Origin of the sequence: Blattabacterium cuenoti (assembly GCF_014252435.1) — a bacterium.
GTDB lineage: Bacteria > Bacteroidota > Bacteroidia > Flavobacteriales > Blattabacteriaceae > Blattabacterium > Blattabacterium cuenoti_X.
Map to the genome: position 1 here is coordinate 400,803 of NZ_CP059220.1, position 15,339 is coordinate 416,141.

The 15,339-nt window shown below is 23.1% G+C and carries 19 protein-coding genes; 11 read left to right on the forward strand and 8 right to left on the reverse strand.

All coding sequences use genetic code 11. From position 1 onward, the window contains the following. Positions 1 to 70 precede the first annotated feature (70 nt). The 3 genes from H0H35_RS01925 to H0H35_RS01935 all read right to left on the reverse strand — a co-directional run bounded on the left by H0H35_RS01925 (position 71) and on the right by H0H35_RS01935 (position 1,850). Positions 71 to 574 carry a ferritin gene (locus H0H35_RS01925; RefSeq protein WP_185882786.1) on the reverse strand — a complete coding sequence of 168 codons (504 nt, stop codon included), beginning with the start codon at positions 572 to 574 and terminating at the stop codon, positions 71 to 73. Next, the gene (gene dapA, locus H0H35_RS01930) at positions 564 to 1,454 is read right to left on the reverse strand and encodes a 4-hydroxy-tetrahydrodipicolinate synthase (RefSeq protein WP_185882787.1); all 891 of its coding nucleotides are present in this window, start codon (positions 1,452 to 1,454) and stop codon (positions 564 to 566) included. Before dapA ends, H0H35_RS01925 begins: the two co-directional genes overlap by 11 nt. Positions 1,455 to 1,571: 117 nt before the next feature. Next, positions 1,572 to 1,850 carry an RNA recognition motif domain-containing protein gene (locus H0H35_RS01935; RefSeq protein WP_185882788.1) on the reverse strand — a complete coding sequence of 93 codons (279 nt, stop codon included), beginning with the start codon at positions 1,848 to 1,850 and terminating at the stop codon, positions 1,572 to 1,574. A gap of 145 nt (positions 1,851 to 1,995) precedes the next feature. Between H0H35_RS01935 and pncB the strand changes: the two genes are divergently transcribed. The 6 genes from pncB to groL all read left to right on the forward strand — a co-directional run bounded on the left by pncB (position 1,996) and on the right by groL (position 8,319). After that, the gene (gene pncB / locus H0H35_RS01940; RefSeq protein WP_185882789.1) at positions 1,996 to 3,168 is read left to right on the forward strand and encodes a nicotinate phosphoribosyltransferase; all 1,173 of its coding nucleotides are present in this window, start codon (positions 1,996 to 1,998) and stop codon (positions 3,166 to 3,168) included. 42 nt (positions 3,169 to 3,210) lie between these two features. Next, complete coding sequence (gene miaB / locus H0H35_RS01945; RefSeq protein ID WP_185882790.1) at positions 3,211 to 4,575, forward strand: tRNA (N6-isopentenyl adenosine(37)-C2)-methylthiotransferase MiaB; 1,365 nt, start codon at positions 3,211 to 3,213, stop codon at positions 4,573 to 4,575. Between the two features lie 24 nt (positions 4,576 to 4,599). Continuing rightward, positions 4,600 to 5,880, forward strand: coding sequence for a sigma 54-interacting transcriptional regulator (locus H0H35_RS01950; protein WP_185882791.1), 1,281 nt, complete (start codon positions 4,600 to 4,602; stop codon positions 5,878 to 5,880). 75 nt (positions 5,881 to 5,955) lie between these two features. Continuing rightward, on the forward strand, positions 5,956 to 6,204 hold the full coding sequence (secG, locus tag H0H35_RS01955) for a preprotein translocase subunit SecG (protein WP_185882792.1): 249 nt from the start codon (positions 5,956 to 5,958) through the stop codon (positions 6,202 to 6,204). A 114-nt stretch (positions 6,205 to 6,318) separates the two neighbouring features. Continuing rightward, positions 6,319 to 6,597, forward strand: coding sequence for a co-chaperone GroES (locus H0H35_RS01960; RefSeq protein ID WP_185882793.1), 279 nt, complete (start codon positions 6,319 to 6,321; stop codon positions 6,595 to 6,597). 75 nt (positions 6,598 to 6,672) lie between these two features. Then, the gene (gene groL, locus H0H35_RS01965; RefSeq protein WP_185882794.1) at positions 6,673 to 8,319 is read left to right on the forward strand and encodes a chaperonin GroEL; all 1,647 of its coding nucleotides are present in this window, start codon (positions 6,673 to 6,675) and stop codon (positions 8,317 to 8,319) included. A 56-nt stretch (positions 8,320 to 8,375) separates the two neighbouring features. On the opposite strand, the gene H0H35_RS01970 is transcribed toward groL, so the two are convergent. Together H0H35_RS01970 and H0H35_RS01975 are read right to left on the reverse strand one after the other, a co-directional pair. Beyond that, on the reverse strand, positions 8,376 to 8,855 hold the full coding sequence (locus H0H35_RS01970; protein ID WP_238892304.1) for a KdsC family phosphatase: 480 nt from the start codon (positions 8,853 to 8,855) through the stop codon (positions 8,376 to 8,378). A 79-nt stretch (positions 8,856 to 8,934) separates the two neighbouring features. Next, positions 8,935 to 9,291 (reverse strand): DUF3276 family protein, encoded by a 357-nt coding sequence (locus H0H35_RS01975; protein WP_185882796.1) that lies wholly within the window; start codon positions 9,289 to 9,291, stop codon positions 8,935 to 8,937. A gap of 462 nt (positions 9,292 to 9,753) precedes the next feature. On the opposite strand from H0H35_RS01975, the gene nusB reads away from it, so the two are divergent. From nusB to H0H35_RS01995, 4 genes are all read left to right on the forward strand, one after another. Next, positions 9,754 to 10,671 (forward strand): transcription antitermination factor NusB, encoded by a 918-nt coding sequence (gene nusB / locus H0H35_RS01980; protein ID WP_185882797.1) that lies wholly within the window; start codon positions 9,754 to 9,756, stop codon positions 10,669 to 10,671. Between the two features lie 133 nt (positions 10,672 to 10,804). After that, positions 10,805 to 11,095, forward strand: a complete 291-nt coding sequence (gene yajC / locus H0H35_RS01985; protein ID WP_394798829.1) for a preprotein translocase subunit YajC — start codon at positions 10,805 to 10,807, stop codon at positions 11,093 to 11,095. After that, positions 11,092 to 11,691, forward strand: coding sequence for a dephospho-CoA kinase (gene coaE / locus H0H35_RS01990; protein WP_185882798.1), 600 nt, complete (start codon positions 11,092 to 11,094; stop codon positions 11,689 to 11,691). The genes yajC and coaE overlap by 4 nt, the downstream gene beginning before the upstream one ends. Continuing rightward, positions 11,684 to 11,791, forward strand: a complete 108-nt coding sequence (locus H0H35_RS01995) for a 30S ribosomal protein THX (RefSeq protein WP_185882799.1) — start codon at positions 11,684 to 11,686, stop codon at positions 11,789 to 11,791. Before coaE ends, H0H35_RS01995 begins: the two co-directional genes overlap by 8 nt. Positions 11,792 to 11,793: 2 nt before the next feature. Here H0H35_RS01995 and H0H35_RS02000 read toward each other — a convergent pair whose 3' ends face one another. After that, positions 11,794 to 12,513 (reverse strand): zinc metallopeptidase, encoded by a 720-nt coding sequence (locus H0H35_RS02000; RefSeq protein ID WP_185882800.1) that lies wholly within the window; start codon positions 12,511 to 12,513, stop codon positions 11,794 to 11,796. Positions 12,514 to 12,600: 87 nt separating this feature from the next. Between H0H35_RS02000 and H0H35_RS02005 the strand changes: the two genes are divergently transcribed. Continuing rightward, the gene (locus H0H35_RS02005; protein ID WP_185882801.1) at positions 12,601 to 13,896 is read left to right on the forward strand and encodes an NAD(P)/FAD-dependent oxidoreductase; all 1,296 of its coding nucleotides are present in this window, start codon (positions 12,601 to 12,603) and stop codon (positions 13,894 to 13,896) included. Here the strand turns inward: H0H35_RS02005 and H0H35_RS02010 are convergent. Both H0H35_RS02010 and H0H35_RS02015 read right to left on the reverse strand, forming a co-directional pair. Further along, on the reverse strand, positions 13,889 to 14,941 hold the full coding sequence (locus tag H0H35_RS02010; protein ID WP_185882802.1) for a chorismate-binding protein: 1,053 nt from the start codon (positions 14,939 to 14,941) through the stop codon (positions 13,889 to 13,891). The genes H0H35_RS02005 and H0H35_RS02010 overlap by 8 nt on opposite strands. Further along, positions 14,932 to 15,303 (reverse strand): PaaI family thioesterase, encoded by a 372-nt coding sequence (locus tag H0H35_RS02015; protein WP_238892306.1) that lies wholly within the window; start codon positions 15,301 to 15,303, stop codon positions 14,932 to 14,934. The genes H0H35_RS02010 and H0H35_RS02015 overlap by 10 nt, the downstream gene beginning before the upstream one ends. Positions 15,304 to 15,339: the final 36 nt, after the last annotated feature.

Sequence of the window (15,339 nt, forward strand, 5' to 3'; positions counted from 1 at the left end):
ATTTTTATTTTTTATTGAAAAAGTAAAACCAATATTTTCTATTATATTGTTTGTATATTACATAAATAATTTATTTTCTATTTTTATAAAAATTTTTAATATCTTGATCAAATAAATACAATCCTATTTGATCTTTTTCTATCAATTTAATTTTATGTAAAATTTCATTAATTAATGTTTCTTCCTCTAATTGCTCTTCTACATACCATTGCAAAAAATTTTGTGTAAAAATATCTTTCTCTTGAGAAGAAAATTGTATCAACTTACTAATTTCTTTGGATATTTTTTTTTCATGTTCAAATAATTCTTGAAATAATTCTTTTAAAGATGTATACTGTTTATTGGATATAACGATATTTTTTTTTATTCTAGCAAAACCACCTCTTTTATTAATATATCTCATTAATTTTAACATATGTTTTTTTTCTTCATTTGAATGATCATATAAAAATTCACAAATTCCTCCTAAACCTGTTGTTTCAACCCATGAAGCCATCGATAAATATAAAAGAGAAGATTCTAATTCTCTAGTGGTCTGTTTAATTAATTCTATTTCTATTTTTTCATTCATCATTTTCTGTTTTTTTTAAGAAATATTCCATTTTTCTTTTTAAAGAAATGGATCCAGATGATAAAGGTAAACGTACATATGATTCACATATCCCCATTATTTTTAATAAAATTTTTATTCCCACTGGATTCCCTTCTTCATAAATCAAATTAATCATATCAAAAATTTTATAAAAAATAGAAAAAGATTCTTTTACTTTATTTTCCATTGCCAAAAGAATCATGTTGGATATTTCATAAGGAAATCCTTGAGCTATGACTGAAATTATACTATCTCCACCTCCTAAAATAATAGGTAAGGATATGAAGTCATCTCCAGATATTAAACTAAAATCTTTTGATTTTTTTTCTATAATCTTGTAAGAAGAAAGTATATTTCCTGATGCTTCTTTAATTCCTATTATATTCTTATATTTTTTTTCTAATTGTAATATAGTATGAGTTTCTATATTACATCCAGTTCTTTTTGGTACATTATAGATAATGATTTTTGCTTTCGTATAGTTAGATATTGATTTAAAATGTTGATATATTCCATTTTGTGATGGTCTATTATAATAAGGTGTAACAGATAAAATCGCATAAAAATCTGATAAATTCTTCATACTATTTATTCGTTTAATAACTAAATCAGTATTATTTCCACCAATTCCTATAACAACCGGTATTTTTTTATGATTTGATGATAAAATACATTCTATAATATCTCTTTGTTCTTCTTCTATTAGGGTGGAAGTTTCTGCAGTTGTTCCTAATGCAACTAAATAATTTACTCCATTATTTATAACATATTTAACAAGATTATTAAGTCCATTAAAATCAATTTCTCTATTTTTTTTAAACGGGGTAACTAACGCTACACCTGTTCCATATAATTTTTTCATAGATTAAATAAATTACTATAATTTGATATATGATAAAAAATGCATTATTAATATCATTTTTTGTTTGTTTAAACACAGATGTAAGCGTGTTTATTTAAAAAAAATTAAATAAATCAATTAGTTATATTTTTTTGTTCTTGGTTTAGCTGTAGAAACAATAATATTTCTACCCATAAACTCTTTTCCATTTAATGTATCTATAGCTTTTTTTGCTTCTTTTTCATTAGACATTTCTATGAACCCAAATCCTTTACTCTTTTTTTTACTTGATGTATACTCATCAAATATAATTTTTGCATGAATCACTTTTCCTATAGATTCAAAATATTTCTTTAATTCTTGTTCGGTTATATCATATGATAAATTTCCTACATATAATTTTGTATTATTGTCCATAATAAAAATAAATTGTTTTGAAAGCAAATTTAGATAAATATTTTTTTTAATAAAGGAAAATGTCAAATTTGAAAGTAAATAGATGTCAAAAATAGAATATTTTCTAATTTTTTTATCTTAAATAAATGATTAAAGGACATTTTTCATGAATAATTTATGTATAGTTTCATCCTTATTAGATAATGATTTTTATAAGTTTACTATGCAAAATGCTGTTATTAAACTATTTCCATTTGCAAAAGCTAAATATGAATTTATCAATCGTGGAAATCATTTTTTTCCAAAAAATTTTGGAAAAATTTTGAAAGAAAATTTAAATAATATGGCTTATTTAAAACTTTCAAAAAAAGAAAAACATTTTTTGAAAAAATATTGTCCTTATTTAGATTCTTCTTATCTAAATTTTTTAGATAAATACAAGTATAATCCAGAAGAAGTCAATATAGATCAAAAAGGAAAAATTATTAAAATGAATATAGAAGGACTATGGAGTAGAACGATATTATGGGAAGTTCCTTTGTTAGCTATTATATCTGAACTGTATTATAAATTAACTAAAACTAATTGTTTATCAGACAATAAAATTGTAAATATTATTAAAAATAAAATAAAAAAGTATAAAGAATTAAAAGTCAAGGTTGGAGAATATGGTACTAGACGAAGATTTTCATATAAAGTACATAGATTAATATTAAAAATTTTAATAGAAGAAGGTTATCCATTTTTTATGGGCAGTAGTAATGTACATTTATCTCAAAACTTTTCAATCAAACCAATAGGAACTCAAGGCCATGAATGGATTATGTTTCATGCAGCTAAATATGGATTTAATATAGCAGATAAAATAGCAATGAGAAATTGGTTAAATATTTATAACGGAAATTTAAGTATAGCATTATCCGATACATATACATCTTCTATTTTTTTCAAAAATTTTGATAAATACTTATCTAATACATTTCATGGAATTAGACACGATAGTGGAGATCCAATATTTTTTATAAAAGAAACAATTAAACACTATAAAAAATTAAAAATAAATCCTATAAAAAAAAAAATAGTATTTTCGGACAATTTAAATCCAAATAAAGTAGCTTATATATCTTCTGTTTGTAAAAATCAAATTACTCCTTATTTTGGGATCGGAACTAATTTCACTAATGATGTAGGTCCTCCTTCTATGAACATAGTTATAAAAATGACTCAAGCTAATCCAGAAAAAAAATGGATATCAGTAGTTAAACTTTCTAATACAAATAATAAATCCACTGGAGAAAAAGGAACCATTCTTTTTGCAAAAAAACAACTACAATTATAGTTTATATTTCGTCATATTAAAAGACATTAATTATTTTTAATTATGAAAAATGATAAAAAACATTTAGCTAACGTTAAAAAAACTTTTTATATAAAAAATTTCGGATGTCAAATGAATACATCTGATAGTGAAATAGTAACATCAATATTATTAAATAATAATTTTGATTTATCTCCAAAAATAGAAAAAGCAAATATCATTTTATTAAATTCTTGTTCTATACGAGAAAAAGCAGAAATAACCTTAAAAAATAAAATTAAAGAATTAAAAAATTTTAGAAAAAAAAACAATATAATAGGTGTTATAGGATGTATTTCTAAAATAATGTTAAAAAATTTGATAAAAAACCATCAAATTGATTTTTTCTCTAATCCAACTTATTATAAAGAATTACCTCATATTATTCAATCCTCAATCAAAGGTTATAAAATTTATTCTTTTCCAAAAAAAAAAGAAACATATGAGGATGTTATTCCATTTAAAAAACCATTACCACATAAAAAAAAAGTAACGACTATTATGAGTATTACTAGAGGTTGTAATAATATGTGTACATTTTGTATAGTTCCTTTTACACGAGGAAGAGAAATTAGTCGAAATCCATTTTCTATTATTAATGAATGTAAAAATTTGTTTAAAAATGGATATAAAGAAATCACTTTGTTAGGACAAAATGTAGATTCATATTTATGGAATTCAAGTCATATTGATAAATCAAAATATATAAATTTTTCAAAACTTTTAAATATTTTAGCAACAGAAATTCCACATATGAGAATAAGATTTACAACATCTAATCCTCATGATATGTCTGATGATGTTTTAAAAACAATTTCTCAACATGAAAATATATGTAAACATATTCATTTACCAGTTCAATCAGGAAGTAATAAAATATTAAAATTAATGAACAGAAAATATTCTCGTGAAGAATATTTATCTTTAATAAAACGAATAAGAAATATTATTCCAGATTGTTCCATATCTCATGATATCATGACAGGTTTTTGTAATGAAGAAGAATATGATCATTTAGAAACGATTAACCTTATGAAAAAGGTAAAATATAATTATGGTTATATGTTTGCTTATTCTCCAAGACCCGGAACATACGCATATAAAACACTTGAAGATAATGTTCCATATTCTATTAAAAAAAAAAGATTATCCGAAATCATATCCCTCCAAAGAAAGCATTCATTTTTTAGAATGAAAGAATATATAGGAAAAATACAACAAGTATTAATAGAAGGTGAATCTAAAAAAAGCCCTAAATATTGGTATGGAAGAAATACACAAAATATTGTAGTTGTTTTTTTAAAAAACAAGTTTAAAATAGGAGACATTATTAATGTGAAAATTATAGATATTACATCATCTACTTTAATAGGAGAAGATTGTCTATAAAATACATATAAATATAATATCAAAATGAAATCTATTCAAAATATAAAACAAAAATTTGGAATAATTGGATATGATTATACTCTTCAAAGATCTTTAGAGAAAGCAATACAAGTAGCTCCTACCGATATATCGGTATTAGTTTTAGGTGAAAGTGGTGTTGGTAAAGAATTTATTCCAAAAATAATACATCAATTTTCTTGTAGAAAACATTATTCTTATATTGCTGTAAATTGTGGTGCTATACCAGAAGGTACTATTGATAGTGAACTTTTTGGTCATGAAAAAGGATCATTTACTGGAGCTACTAATATGCGAAAAGGATATTTTGAAGTAGCGAATAAAGGAACTATATTTTTGGATGAAGTGGGAGAATTACCATTAACAACACAAGTTCGTTTATTAAGAATATTAGAATCTGGTGATTTTATTAAAGTTGGATCTTCAAAAACTCAAAAAACTGATATACGAATCGTTGCAGCTACAAATTTAAATATTACAGAATCTATTCAAAAAGAAAAATTTAGAGAAGATTTATATTATCGTCTTAATACGGTACAAATTACTATTCCTCCTTTACGTTCTCGTAAAAATGATATTAAATTTTTATTTAAAAAATTTTCTAATGATTTTGCCGAAAAATATCATATGCCTCCAATTATTTTAAATAAACATTCTTTAAAATATTTAGAAAATTATTCTTGGCCTGGTAATATTAGACAATTAAAAAATTTAATTGAACAAATATCAGTAGTAGAAACTAAAAGAGAAATAACTATTGAAAAATTACAAGAATATATTCCAGATAATATTCCATCATTATCTGTTTCTAGAATTCATAATTGCAATCGATCCGATAAGGAGTACTTTTTTCACGATTTTTCTAAAGAAAGAGATTTTATTTATCAAATATTATTTGATATAAAAAAAAAATTCGATGATTTAAAAAATATTACTTATCGATTGATTAAAAATAATACCAATAATAAGTTTATTATCAAAAATCAAGAATTAATATATAAGGTATTTGGAAAACAAATAATTTATCCTTATAATGAAAAAAATAATTCTATTTTTCAAATAAGAAATTCAATAAAATCCTCTATAAAAAAAAAATTTGAATTCAAAGAAATAGAAATAAATTCATCCCAAAAAAATCATATTTCTTGTTTTTCTTTAGAAAAACAAGAAATTGATTTTATACAAAAAGCTTTAAAAAAAAATAATGGAAAAAGAAAAAAAACAGCTAAAGATTTAGGAATTTCAGAAAGAACATTATATAGAAAAATTAAACAATATGGATTATAAATTCTCATTGTTTATCAATCATAATTCCTACACAAAAAAATATATAAATGAAAAAAAAAATATAAATTTAATCCAATGTCAGAAACAACTTATATAACTATACTTGGATTTTTCATTGCAATAACATGTATTTTATTAATACTAATCATTTTAGTTCAAAATCCTAAAAAAGGAAGTATTAATCAATCTTTTATGGATAAAAATTTTAGATTTTTTGGAATTAAAAGAACAAATACATTTTTAGAAAATATTACATGGATTTTATCTATTATGATATTTTTTTTAACTTTAATTTTTAATTTTTTTTTAAAACTAACCAAATAAATCTGTCATTATGACATTTTACATTACCTCCAATAAATAAATTTTATATTTTTTTTATTTGGCATGTTTTTGGCTTAGAATCAATATTGTTATAAATTTTAAATTTATTGAAATATGGTAGAAGTAAAGATCAAACCTTTAGCAGATCGTGTACTTGTAAAACCTGATCCTGCTGAAACAAAAACATCTTCAGGAATAATTATTCCTGATACTGCCAAGGAAAAACCACAAAAAGGGACTGTAATAGCAGTAGGTAAAGGTAAAAAAAACGAACCTATGATCCTAAAGGAAGGAGATAAAGTCTTATATGGAAAATATTCTGGGACAGAATTGAAATGGGAAGGAGATGAGTATCTGATAATGAGAGAATCAGATGTAATTGCTATTGTATAACGGTAAATATCATTCTATTACTGTCATTTTTGTTGTTTATATTATGACTAAAAAATTTATTAAAATTAAAAAATTATGGCAAAAGATATTAAATTTGATATTGAAGCAAGAGATAAACTAAAAAAAGGAGTTGATGCATTAGCTAATGCAGTTAAAGTAACTTTAGGACCAAAAGGAAGAAATGTTGTTTTACAAAAGTCTTTTGGAGGACCTCAAGTTACTAAAGATGGAGTGACTGTTGCTAAAGAAATTGAACTAGAAGATTCCATAGAAAATTTAGGAGCTCAAATGGTAAAAGAAGTAGCTTCAAAAACGAATGATGTAGCAGGGGACGGAACTACTACAGCTACTGTTTTAGCTCAAGCAATTGTTAGAGAAGGATTAAAAAATGTAGCTGCTGGAGCAAATCCTATGGATTTAAAAAGAGGAATAGACAAAGCTTTAGAAGTGGTCATTTTTGATTTAAAAAAACAATCTAGAGAAGTAGGAGGAAATACAGATAAAATTAAACAAGTAGCCTCAATTTCAGCTAATAATGATGAAAAAACCGGTGCTTTAATAGCAGATGCCTTTGAAAGAGTAGGAAGAGAAGGAGTTATTACTGTAGAAGAAGCTAAAGGTACTGATACATCAGTAGATGTTGTAGAAGGAATGCAATTTGATAGAGGATATCAATCACCTTATTTTGTTACAAATACAGAAAAAATGATAACAGAATTTGATCAACCGCAAATTCTATTATCCGATAAAAAAATAGCAGCAATGAAAGATTTGTTGCCTATATTAGAACCCGTAGCTCAATCAGGTAAACCTTTACTTATTATATCTGAAGAAGTAGAAGGAGAAGCATTAGCAACATTAGTTGTTAATAAAATACGAGGAACTATTAAAGTAGCAGCAATTAAAGCTCCGGGATTTGGAGATAGAAGGAAATCTATGTTAGAAGATATTGCTATTTTAACTGGAGGAACCGTGATTTCTGAAGAAACAGGTAGTAAATTAGAAGACGTAAAATTAGATATGTTAGGAAAAGCGGAAAGAGTTATTATAGATAAAGATAATACTACCATTGTAAATGGAGGAGGAAGTAAAAAAGATATTAGAGCTAGAGTAGATCAAATAAAAGCACAAATTGAAACTACAACATCAGATTATGATAAAGAAAAATTACAAGAACGTCTTGCTAAATTAGCTGGAGGAGTAGCAGTGCTTTATGTAGGAGCAGCATCTGAAGTAGAAATGAAAGAAAAAAAAGATCGTGTAGATGATGCATTAAATGCAACAAGAGCAGCCGTAGAAGAAGGAATAGTAGCTGGAGGAGGAGTAGCATTAGTTCGTGCTATTAATTCATTAATGAACATAAATGGAGATAATTCGGATCAAGATACAGGAATACAAATAGTAAGGAGATCATTAGAAGAACCTTTAAGACAAATTGTTGCAAATGCTGGAGGAGAAGGATCTGTAGTTGTAGCAAAAGTAGCGGAAGGAAAAGGTGATTTTGGATATGATGCTAAAATTGGAGAATATAAAAATATGATAGTAGAAGGAATTATTGATCCTACAAAAGTAGCTAGAGTAGCATTAGAAAATGCGGCTTCAGTATCTGGAATGTTATTAACAACTGAATGTGTTGTTACTGAAATAAAAAAAGAAGATAATTCAATAGCACCACCAATGCCTGGAGCTGGAGCTGGTGGTATGGGTGGAGGAATGATGTAAATGTAAGCCAAAAAAAAAATAGTGTCTTTTATTTATTAAAAGACACTATTTTTTTTTTAAAACCAATTATTTTGTATTTTCAATGTTTTTTCGATCACGTCTCTTACACATCCTTTTCCTCCTTTTTTAGGAGAAATATATATAGATACATCTTTTACTTCTTGAACTGCATTGATTGGACAACATGGAAATGCAACAGACTTCATTATTTCAATATCAGGTATATCATCACCCATATAAAGTACTTTTTTCTTAGAAATATTTAAAATCTTACAATAATGATCTAAACATCTCTTTTTATTAAAAACTTTGTGATAAATATAACGTATATTTAATTCTCTTAAACGACGAAATACCATTAAATCATTTCCTCTTGTAATAACACATAAATTATATCCTTTTTTTCTTGTTAATTCTAATGCATATCCATCTTTAACAGACATACGACGAATTAAACTTCCATCTGGAAATAAATTTAAAGTACAATCGGTTAATACTCCATCAACATCAAATATAAAAGTATCAATATTACTCATTATATTCATGTAACTATCCATAAACGAAAATTCATTTTTTTAAAAAACATTATACATTTTTAACAAAAATTAACATTTTTCAATTTTGATGATTTTTTTTAATATCTTTCATCTCTTGATTATAAGATAAATGATTTTTAAAATCTTTTTGATGTCGTTCTGAAATCACTTCTACACCTTTTTCATTTATAATAAATCGAATCATATCATCAAGTATACTCTGAAATTTAGAAAAATCTTCTTTATATAAATAAATCTTATGTTTCTTATAAGAAATGTCTCCCGTTTCGGTAAACTGTTTCTTACTTTCAGTTATAGTCAAATAATAATCACCTGCTCTTGTTTCTCGCGCATCAAAAAAATAAGTACGACTTCCTGTTTTTAAAGTACGTGAACAAATTTCATTTCTTTCTTTAATTTTTTCTTTTTCGTCCATTTCAAAGTATATTATATAAATTTTAACATTAATAAGACAAATCTAAATAAAAAAAATGGTCTATACTATTTTCAATAAAATAAAAAATGTTTTAATTCATTTAATTTTGATATTTTTTTTACTTTGTTTTATAATAAATAATTAAAAATCATATATATAAAAGAATATTACGATCAACAATTATAAAATAATTTTATTATTAATATTTTTGAATTGGTGATTCAAAAATTCATTAAATTTTTATTTTATTGATAATATTAAATTTAATATAGATTTCACTCAAACAAGTATAAAAACAATTTTTCGAAAACAAATAAAATATAATTCATATTTAGATGAAAAAAAATCTCTATTTTATCAAAAAATAAAATATTATAATTTTATCAATATTTGTTATTTCAACTAATTGTCATTTCAAATTAAAAAATAATTTTTTCTATATTTTTAAGCAAAAACATAATAATGTCAATAAGACGACATTTTCGAATAAGAAGTTTACAATATTTATATTCTTTACATTTATCAAAAATGGATTCAAAACAAGTAGAAAAATTTCTACTTCAAAATATTGAAGAATTAAACAAATTATATATACTTCTACTTTGTATGATTTTAAAAATGAAAGAAAAAGCTGTAAAATTATATCAAAAAATTTCTAGTTTAAATAAAAATAGTCAAATAAATTATACGATAAAAAATCTTGCTTATAATTCTATTATAGAAATATTATCTAATAATAAATATTTATTACAAAATTCTTATTTTCAAAATATTTTATGGAAAAAAAATGATCAACATGTTTTTCTTCTTTTTAAAAAAATTATAAATTTCATTCCTATTCAACAAAGTATTGATCAAGAACAACATTGTGCTTCTTTCAAAGAAGAGAAAAAATTTTTAATGAATTACTATAAAATTTATTTCATTCAAAATAAAAAATTAATGAAATATATAGATGATGTATATATAAATGGAAAAGAAGATTTGTTAATAGCTCATAGGATGGTATATAAAACATTACATTTTATCAACGATACTACTCCATCTAATTTCAGACTATATAATATATATTTTAATGAAAATAAAAAATTTATTATCAATCTATATAGAAATACTATTTCTCATAAAAAAGAATTTAATAATTTGATCAATAAAGTATCTAATAATTGGGATATAAAAAGAATAGGAATGGTTGATTTAATTATATTACAAATGGCTATTTGTGAATTTTTATATTTTCCAAATATTCCACCAAAAGCTACTATAAACGAATATATAGAAATTTCAAAAATATTTTGTATGGACAAAAGTAAAATTTTTGTTAATGGAATATTAGATCGAATATTAAAAATTTTATATAAAGAAAATAAAATTTATTAAATCAATAAAAATATATTATAAACTCATGAATCTAAAAAATAATAATAATTTTTATTTATCTTATTTTTTTTAAACATGAAAATATATGATTTATCCATTATTACAAATAAATTCCATCTCGAATAATCTTTGGATGTTTGCAATTATTTTTATTATATTCTATTTTTTTATGATTCGACCTCAAGTTCGAAAACAAAAAAATGAAAAAATATTTCAGGATAATTTACAAAAAGGTCGTTATATTGTAACAAATTCAGGAATACATGGAAAAATACTAGATATAACAAACAATATTTGTATATTAGAAACTATATCAGGAAAAATAAAATTTGAAAAAAATGTTATATCTAAAGAATTAACACAAATTCGATATGGAAGTAATAATTTTTATTTGGAAAAAAAAGATAAAAAAAAACAAAAATGATAATAGGTATAACAGGAAATATGGGATCAGGAAAAAGTCTTTTTTCTTCATTTTTAAAAAAAAAAGGAATTCCCATTTATTCATCAGATGAAAGATGTAAAATATTAATGAATCAAATACAAATTATAAAAATTAATATTTTAAAAATTTTTGGAAATAATTCTTATCAAAACGAAAAAATCAACAAAAATTATTTATCCAATATCATATTTCAAAATGATAAAGCATATAAATTAATAAGCAATATTGTTCATCCATGGATAAAAATAGATTTTAGAAAATGGATGTTTTTACAAACAAAAAATTCTTATCTTGTAAAAGAATCTTCACTTTTATTTGAACGTGGAAATTATAAAGAATGTCATATCATAATTAACATATCTTCTTCTCTACAAAATAGTTTAGAAAGAGTTATGAATAGGGATTATTTAAATGAAATTCAAATTTTCAATCGATTAAAATATCAAATTCCTAATAAAATAAAAAATCAAAAATCTAATATTATTATTGATAATAACTCTTCAATTGATTCATTAAAACAACAATCATACAAAATACATAATAAAATAATACAAAAAATAAAAAAATATGGGTAAAGGCGATCAAAAAACTAGACGTGGAAAAATAATAAATAAATCTTATGGTAAAAAACGTCCTAGTCCTAGGACTATTAGAAAAAAGAAAAAAATGAAATGAAATTAATCATCTCTTCCATATTCATTAGTATCTAATGTATTTTTGAAAATAGAAATGAAATACATTAATTGAGATAAATAACCTATTGTAGATATAACATAAGTTAAAGAAGCCCATCTTAATCCACATTCTATTTTAGAAATATCATTGTATTTTACAATATGATTATTTTTTTTTACCCAATCTAATGCCCTCTTACTAGCATCAAATTCTACAGGTAAAGTAATTAAAGAGAAAAGAAACATTAAAAAAAAACCAAAAATACCTAATTGAAGAACAATTGTACTTCTTCCTCCAGAAATATAAAACAAAGTAATTCCTAACATAATCAATATATTAGTCCATTTAGAACTGAAATTTAAAATAGGAACCATGTTATTTCTCAATTTTAACAAATTATATCCATACTGGTGTTGTATAGCATGAGCACTTTCATGTGTTGCAATTGAAACAGATGTTATATTTGTTTGATAAAAAACTTCTTCACTTAAATGTATAGTTCTATTTATAGGATCATAATAATTATTGCAAGGATCACCTTTTGTCGTTATAATATTAAGGTTATAGATACCATGATCTTCTAACATTTTTTTAGCAATTTCCTCTCCATTTATATTTAATTTTAATTTTACTTTTGAATATTTTCTCAATTTTTTTTTCAATATCATATTTATAACAATACTGATTAAGAAAATTACACCTACAATTAAATAGTAATTCATAAAAAAACATATTTTCAGACAAAAATATTAATTTATCATTAAAAATAAAAATATATATAAATTAGACTGGGTATCAAATTTTTGAATATGAATATTCTCACAATAAAAAAGTTAAAAAGAATTGTTATTATTGGAGCAGGTTTTGCAGGATTGCAAGTAGCAAAAAAATTAAGAAGAGATAAATTTCAAGTAGTACTTATAGATAAAAATAATTACCATACTTTTCAACCTTTATTATATCAAGTAGCTACAGCTGGTTTAGAACCAGATTCTATTGCTCATTCTATTAGAAATATTGTAAAGAAAAAAAAAAATTTTTTTTTCAGACTAGCATCTGTACATTATATAAATACAAATAAAAAAGAAATTATTACAAATATTGGAAATTTATCTTACGATTATTTAATAGTGGCTACAGGTTCTGTTACAAATTATTTTGGAAATAAAAATATTGAATCACATGCTTTACCTATGAAATCTATTCCCGAAGCTTTGAACTTAAGAAGTTTAATTTTACAAAATTTTGAACAAGCCATTCTGACAAAGGATACACAAAAAAAAAAAAAATTAATGACTTTTGTTATCGTAGGAGGTGGACCTACTGGAGTAGAACTTGCTGGAGCTTTGGCTGAAATGAAAAATTATGTTTTACCACATGATTATCCAAATTTAGATATTCAAAACATGGAAATTCATTTATTACAAGCATCTACACGATTACTTGATGGTATGTCAGAACAATCGGCAAAACAAGCTTATAAAAATTTAGAAAATCTAGGTGTGATTATATGGTTAAATTGTTTAGTAAAAGATTATAATGGAGATGTTGTTTTTATAAAAGAGAATAAAAAAATACAAACAGAAAATGTTATATGGACTGCAGGAGTAAAGGGTGCAATTATTAAAGGGTTCTTAAAAGAAGATATAGAGGGAAATAGAATTTTAGTTAATCAATATCTTCAAACTATAAGATATAAACATATTTTTGCTATAGGAGATGTAGCCTTAATGAAAATAAATCGGTATTATCCTAATGGACATCCTATGACTGCTCAACCAGCAATACAACAAGGTAATTATTTAGCAAATAAATTTAATATTAATTGTTTTTTCGATAATAACCAAGCAATTAAACCATTTATTTATAAAAATTCAGGATCAATGGCTACTATTGGTCGAAATAAAGCTGTTTGTGATTTTTCATTCTTTAAATTAAAAGGATTTTTAGCTTGGATTATATGGATGTTTGTTCACTTAGTAAGTTTAGTTGGATTTCGAAATCGAGTCATAGCATTGATGAACTGGATTATTCAATATTTTCAATATAACAAGAGCGTTCGTTTAATTATACGTCCTTTTCATAAGAAAAAGAAAGTCATATAAAAATTAATTTAGAAAGGATACTTGTTATTTTTTTTTCTGTTTCTAAATATTCATCATAAGAATGACTATGAATTGTTATTCCACTTCCTGCATATAATATTATTTGTTTATTTTGAATTTTTGCACATCTTAAATTAAGATATAATTCAACGTTAGATTTATGTACAAATCCAATAATTCCTGTATAAAAATCTCTTTGATATCCTTCATTTTTTTTAATAAAATCTAAAGATTTTATTTTAGGATATCCACAAATAGAAGGAGTAGGATATAATCGATTTAATATTTCATAAAAATTATAATGTTCTTTTATAAAAGAAAAATGAATTGTAGTTTTTAAATGTTTTATAAAACCCAATTTAATTATTTTCATTTTTTCTAAAAAAAAAGTACCATAATAATATTTCTTTAATAAATGAACAATATATTTTACAACAATTTGATGTTCGATTATTTCTTTTTTTGTCCATACAGAATATGGATTCCACATAGTTCCAGCTAACGCATCTATTCTTAATTTTTTATGATTATATTTCATTAATAATTCTGGAGTAGATCCAATCCAAAATCCATGATACAAATCATACCAAATGCTAATAAAAGTATTGGGATAAGAATATATCAATCTTTGAAAAGATTCTTTTAAAAAGAATCTTTTCAAAGATATTTTTATCTGTCTAGACACAACTACTTTTTTAAAAAATCCTTTTTTAATATTTTGAATCGCTTTGTCAAGCAAATTTTTATATTTAATAGATTCATTTAAAAAAACATTTTGATGAATTATATTTTTAGAAAGAAAATTATATTGTTTTTTTTTAATTTCTATGAAAAAAATTTTTTTTGGTTTGATTTTAATAGTGTAATTCTGATAAAAATCCTGAATTAGAAAAAATTTTTTTTCTCCATAATTATTATCCTCATTATGAGAGTAAAAATATATTTTTTGCTCATATGGTCTTTTGAAAATAACAAATCGGTTTTTACTAAAATAATTTTCTAAAATTTTTTTATATAAAGAAAAAACACTTATTTTTATTGACATATTTTTTTTAATATATTAGTCATTTTACAAAAACTAATTAAACTTTTTGTTTCATTAAAAATATTGACTCGAATAAAATGAATAGTATTTCCCTTATGAAATATTTTTGCTTTAGCAATTAAAACACCTTTTGTTACATATTTTAAATGATTTACAGATAATTCAATATTAAAAATATTGTAATTATTTTTTCTATATTTTTTTAAATTTAAAAAGGATAATGAACTACCAACACTTTCCGCTAAAGTTATAGTCGCCCCTCCATGAAGAAAACCAAAAGGTTGAAGCATATTTTGATTTATTTGCATTTTTGCAACTAACAAATCTATTTTTGGAGATAAAAAAATAAATTTTATCTTCATTTTTTCTAAAAAAGAATTTTTAATCAAATTATTCAA